At 66.4% G+C, this 5,867-nt stretch carries 6 protein-coding genes; all 6 read right to left on the reverse strand.

Annotated features, from left to right (window positions below; all coding sequences use genetic code 11):
• Positions 1–28: 28 nt before the first annotated feature.
• Complete coding sequence (locus WA317_RS19665; RefSeq protein WP_425174628.1) at positions 29–1,150, reverse strand: histidine phosphatase family protein; 1,122 nt, start codon at positions 1,148–1,150, stop codon at positions 29–31.
• Positions 1,151–1,229: 79 nt separating this feature from the next.
• Entirely contained in the window at positions 1,230–1,988 is a 759-nt protein-coding gene (locus WA317_RS19670) for an enoyl-CoA hydratase (RefSeq protein ID WP_425174629.1), read from the reverse strand.
• The gene (locus WA317_RS19675) at positions 1,979–2,734 is read right to left on the reverse strand and encodes an NUDIX hydrolase (RefSeq protein ID WP_425174633.1); all 756 of its coding nucleotides are present in this window, start codon (positions 2,732–2,734) and stop codon (positions 1,979–1,981) included. The genes WA317_RS19670 and WA317_RS19675 overlap by 10 nt, the downstream gene beginning before the upstream one ends.
• 56 nt (positions 2,735–2,790) lie before the next feature.
• A complete protein-coding gene (locus WA317_RS19680) occupies positions 2,791–3,633 on the reverse strand; it encodes an ABC transporter ATP-binding protein (protein ID WP_425174630.1) in 843 nt (280 codons plus the stop codon).
• 78 nt (positions 3,634–3,711) lie between these two features.
• Positions 3,712–4,947 carry a phosphoserine phosphatase SerB gene (gene serB / locus WA317_RS19685; protein ID WP_425174631.1) on the reverse strand — a complete coding sequence of 412 codons (1,236 nt, stop codon included), beginning with the start codon at positions 4,945–4,947 and terminating at the stop codon, positions 3,712–3,714.
• Positions 4,948–4,989: 42 nt separating this feature from the next.
• Positions 4,990–5,867: cytochrome c oxidase subunit I (locus WA317_RS19690; protein ID WP_425174632.1), on the reverse strand; the 878-nt coding region annotated here is incomplete at its 5' end.

Genomic DNA, 5,867 nt, shown 5'->3' on the forward strand with positions numbered 1-5,867 from the left:
ACCAGCCTATCGGCCGGCAGAATCCGGGTCAGAACGACGTGAGGGCACCCGCCGCCATCGCCGCCAGCTCCCCCGGCAAGGCTCCCGCCAAATCCGTCCCGATGTTGGGCAGCAGGTTGCCAAGGTCTGACAGGCTGCCCAGGCTGTCGCCGCCGAGCGCGTTTACGATGTCGTCGAGAACCGCGACCGGGAATTGCGCTGTCGCCGTGCCTACTTCGCTGAGTGCGGCCGGAACCGCATCAGCGATCGTCGTCAGATTACCGGTGAGCAACGCCTCGTAAACGTTGTAGGCCGCGAACTGAGGGGCCTCAACCAGGTTGCGTAGGTCCACAAACAGCTCCGTCGGCAGGGAAGCCGGCGGGACGGGCTGCCCGTCGAAGCTGACCAGCGTCCACCCCGCCTGCGGATCGCCGTCGACCACGACCTGAGCACCGTTGGGCAAGAACTGGCCCGTTGTGAGCAGCTCCTTGAGAACGAGCGCGAAATCCGGATTGTTGACGTTCATCAGAGCCCACGTGGTGATCGCCCCTTCGCTCGACACTGCCACATCGCTCGGTGGGCTGCCCGTCGCCAAATCGGTGTTGTCGTAGATCGTTTGAACGGCGTTGCTGAAGCTTTCGTCGAAGGCGATCCCGTTGGGGGTTGTGGACCCGGGGATAGGCACGAACTCTGCTCCGAGCACCCACGCAACCGGGGTCAGTAAGTACAGGAGGCCGGGCAGGCTATCAACCGGGGAGCCATCGTAAATGCCGGCGTTGATCTCATCGAGCCCGGGTAGGTCCTGGACGGACAGACCTTGCAAGTGATTCTGTAGTACATCAGAGATGATGTTTGCGGTCTCCTGAGTTCTTAACAACTCTGACGCATAGAGCCCGGCGTACGGGCCGTGTTGCGAGAGTGCCTCGCCTACGTTCGTCGCCTGAGTCAGCCCGTCCGCAGTGAGTGCATCTCCGGGCGGCGTCGTCTCGATTACGCCCGCCGCATTGGCTGCATCTTGCCCGTGCCGCACGAAGTCGATAACGACCGACTCCTCGGCCCACGCCGTGGCCGATCCGAACAACAGGGGAACCGTCGACAGCAGCCCGGCCGCAACGTAGCGGAATCGGTGCCGATTTGAGTAAAGCGTCACCATCTCCACCCCCAAAGACACGCGTCAGCTTGACGACAGGTGCGCGTCAGCTTAAGGAATCAGGTTCGCCGGCGGAGCATAATCGCTCAAGTCCGCGGGCCTATCGGTCGTCAAGGTCGGCGCGGTAATCACCGCTGACAGCGAACACCTCGACGTATCGCCGGCGTGCTGCGGCGACCCGCTCGGCCGGTGTCTTCGCGAAGACGTCGTCGACGCCGGCCTTCGCGGCGGCCAGCGCGCGCGCAGGTGCGTCGACGAAGCGACTCGCCCATGCCACGGCCGCCTCGTACACATGGTCCGGCGCCACCATGTCGTCGACCACTCCCAGCGCCAGCGCCTCCCTGGCGTCGAAGAACCGCCCGCTGTACACCAGCTCCTTGGCCCGACCGGCGCCTACCGCCTGTGTCAGCCACGCCAGCCCGGCATCGTCGGGAATCAGCCCGGCCAGGATCTCGGTCGCACCGAACTTCGCGTTGTCGCCGCTCACCCGCCAGTCGGCGGACAACGCCAGCGTCAGCCCGGCTCCCAGCGCGTAACCGGTGACAGCGGCGACGGTGGGCTTTGGGATCGCTGCGACGGCCTCGACGGCGGCCCGACGGACATCGACCCAGCTGTGGACTTCGTCCGTGGTCAGGCTGCGCAGCGCAGACATGTCGTCACCGGCGGAGAAGATCTCATGGCCACCGAACACCACCACCGCGGCGACATCATCACGATCTGCCAGCCCGGCGGTCGCTGCCGCCACCTCCCGGTAGAGCTGGCGGGTCAACGCATTCGTAGGCGGCCGCGACAACACCATTGTGGCGACACCGGGCCGTTGTGCGTCGGTGTGGATGCTGACGAACTCGCTCACATCCATCGCTTGCCGCGCGCCTGGTTGTAGCGGTCGGAGTCGAAGAATTCGAGCACGAATTTGTCGCCTTTGACGGCCAGATCCGGCTGCACGGGCACGATCTGGCGCTGCACCGTCAGGACGTCGCTCACGGTGTGACCGTCCAGTGAGTCCAGTTGGGTCCAGGTGGGTGGCAACAGGAATGTCCGGCCGGCGGCAAAGTCGTCGATCGCGTCGTGCGGCGTGCTCCATCCGGCGCGGTCGGATTCGGTGTTTTCCCCGTCGGCCCGCTGACCTTCGGGTAAGGCGCCGACGAAGAAGTAGGTGTCGTAGCGTCGAGTGCGTTCGGCTTCCGGCGTCACCCAGTTGGCCCATGGGCGCAGCAGATCCGCACGCAGCACCAGGTTTTCGCGGCGCAGGAATTCGGCGAACGACAGTGTCCGGTCGGCCAGGGCGGCGCGGGATTCCCGGTACACCGAAGCGTCGCCGACAATGCCCTGCGGATCGTCGGCGGGCCCGGCGAACAGCACCCCGGTTTCCTCGAAGGTCTCACGCGCAGCGGCACAGACCAAGGCTTCGGCCAAGTCGGGTTGGACGCCGAACCGCTCTGCCCACCACGCCGGTTCGGGCCCGGTCCAAGATATGTCGGCGTTGCGGTCGCGATCGTCGACGCCACCACCGGGGAACACCATCACCCCGGCGGCGAACTGCATTCCCGAGTGCCGTCGCATCAGGAAGACCGCGATGCCGTCGACGGTGTCACGGACCAGCATCACCGTCGCCGCCGGTCGCGTGGGCAGCGGGATGAACGGCTCGTCGTCCGGCGGGCTCACCCCCGCCTCCGGTGGGCGGGGCGGGATCGCACCCGGCGGGCGAAGTAGCGTCCGTCGATCGAGTCCACCGCCATGGACTGCCCGAACGCCGAGGACAGGTTCTCGGCGGTGAGCACGTCGGGCAGCAGACCCGCGGCCACGATGCCGCCTGCAGTTAGCAGCATGCAGTGGCTGAAGCCGACCGGTATCTCCTCGACGTGGTGGGTGACCAGCACGATGGCGGGCGCGTCGGGGTCGGCGGCCAGGTCGGTCAGCAGGGCGACCAGTTCTTCGCGCCCGCCGAGGTCCAGTCCGGCGGCGGGTTCGTCGAGTAACAGCAATTCCGGGTCGGTCATCAGCGCGCGGGCAATCAGCACTCGTTTGCGCTCACCTTCCGACAACGTCTCGTAGGTACGGTCTGCCAGGTGCTCGGCGCCGAGGTTCTCCAGCATGTCGATCGCCTGGTGGTAATCGACCTCGTCATAGTTTTCCCGCCACCGGCCCAGCACGGCGTATCCGGCTGATACGACAAGGTCGCGCACCACTTCGTTGCCGGGTATCCGCTGCGCAAGCGACGAAGAGCTCAGCCCGACCCGGGCGCGCAGCTCGGCCATGTCGACGCGGCCCAACCGCTCACCGAGTACGTAGGCGATTCCTGACGACGGATGTTCGGTCGCCGCGGCCATCCGCAGCAGCGACGTCTTGCCCGCCCCGTTGGGTCCGATGATCACCCAGCGTTCGTCGAGTTCAACAGCCCAGGTCAGGGGACCGACCAGGATGCGGCCACCGCGGCGCAGCGAAACGTCGTGGAAGTCGATGAGCAGGTCAGGGTCGACTGCCTCGCTTCCGGCTTCGGGCATCTGACTATCGTGCCGTACCGCGGCGCCGGAACGGCTTGCGGGTGTTCCGACAGCGGTGCTTCGCCGGGCCTCGCCCGGTCACTCGGGCGGAATCTCGACGCGGCGCAACATACCGTCGACCGCGTCGGCGGCTTCGATCTCACCGCGGGTGATGCCGAGCACGAACAGCACAGTGTCCAGGTACGGATAACTCAACGACGCGTCGGCGATCTCGCGCAGCGCCGGTTTGGCGTTGAACGCCACACCGAGACCGGCTGCGGTCAGCATGTCGATGTCGTTGGCGCCGTCGCCCACCGCGACGGTCTGCTCCAGCGGAACCCCTGCCTTTTCGGCGAAGTCGCGCAGCGCCCGCGCCTTGCCGGCGCGATCGATGACTGTGCCGACCAGCCGGCCGGTGAGTTTGCCGTCGACGATCTCCAATTCGTTGGCCGCGACGAAGTCCAGCATCAGTTCGTCCGCGAGCGGTTGAACGACCTGACGGAACCCGCCGGAAACCACCCCGCAGTGGTATCCGAGCCGGCGCAGGGTGCGCAGCGTGGTTCGAGCGCCCCGGGTCAGCTCCAGTTCGTCAGCGACCTCTTGCAGCACCTCAGCGGGTAGCCCGGCCAGGGTTTCGACGCGTTGCCGCAGCGACGCGGCGAAATCCAACTCGCCGCGCATCGCCGCTTCGGTGATCGCCGCGACCTCGTCCTGGGCTCCGGCGCGCGCGGCCAGCATCTCGATGACCTCACCCTGGATCAGCGTGGAGTCGACGTCGAAAACGATCAGCCGTTTGGCGCGCCGCGACAGGCTGTAATCCTCCACCGCCACGTCAACGCGCTGATCGGCGGCCACCCGCGTCAGCGCGGCCTGCAGCCGGCTGCCGACGCCCGGCGGCACCGAGACCCGCAGCTCCAGGCCGGTCACCGGGTAGTCGGATACACCGCGGATGACGTCGATGTTGACGCCGAGCGCCGCGACCTCGCGGGCCACCGCACCGAACGCTTCGGCGGTGATCGGCCGGCCCAACACCACGATGGTGTGCGTCGACGGTTCCCTGATGATCGGCACGTCGTCGCTGCGCTCGATCGTGACGTCCAGGCCCATCCCGTGGATGGCCGTTTCGACTTCCTGACGCAGCGCTTTGCCCTCGGTGACCTGTAGCGCAGCCGTGACCAGTACGCCCAGGGTGAGTCGGCCCCGGATCACCACCTGCTCGACGTTCAGCAACTCGACTCTGTGACCGGACAGCACTTCGAAAAGTGCGGAGGTCACACCCGGCTTGTCGACACCGGTGACGGTGATCAACACCGACACCTTGGGCGACTTACTCACCTAAGACTTCCGCCTCACCCAGGACCGCCGCGTGCCCGAGCATCAACCGGCGTCGCGATCCGGCTCCGTCCGTGGGCCGAAGCCCTCTCCGGACTCGCCCGCGGTCGGGTGCCGGCCGATATGCGCTTCCGCACGCAGCCTTTCCACCATGTGCGGGTAATGCAGCTCGAACGCCGGACGCTCTGAGCGGATGCGGGGCAGCTCGGTGAAGTTGTGCCGCGGTGGCGGGCAGCTGGTCGCCCACTCCAGCGAGTTGCCGTAGCCCCACGGATCGTCGACGGTGACCACCTCGCCGTAGCGCCAGCTCTTGAACACGTTCCACACGAACGGCAGCATCGACGCGCCGAGGATGAACGCCCCCACTGTGGAGACCACGTGCATCCAGGTGAAGTTGTCGCTGGGCAGGTAGTCCGCGTAGCGGCGGGGCATACCGGCGTCGCCCAGCCAGTGCTGGATGAGGAATGTGGTGTGGAAACCGATGAAGGTCAGCCAGAAGTGCAGCTTGCCCAGCCGCTCGTCGAGCAACCGGCCGGTCATCTTCGGGAACCAGAAATACACCCCGGCGTAGGTCGCGAACACGATGGTGCCGAACAGCACGTAGTGGAAGTGAGCGACCACGAAGTAGCTGTCGGTGACGTGGAAGTCCAGCGGCGGGCTGGCCAGCAGCACACCGGTCAGGCCGCCCAGCAGGAAGGTGAGCAGGAAGCCGACGGAGAACAGCATCGGCGTCTCGAACGTCAACTGTCCCTTCCACATCGTGCCGATCCAGTTGAAGAACTTGATCCCGGTCGGCACCGCGATCAGGTAGGTCATGAACGAGAAGAACGGCAGCAGCACCGCACCGGTGGCGAACATGTGGTGCGCCCACACCGCCACCGACAGCGCCGCGATCGACAGGGTGGCGTACACCAGCGTGGTGT

Source organism: Mycobacterium sp. (assembly GCF_049802695.1).
In the GTDB taxonomy this organism is placed as follows: Bacteria; Actinomycetota; Actinomycetes; order Mycobacteriales; family Mycobacteriaceae; genus Mycobacterium.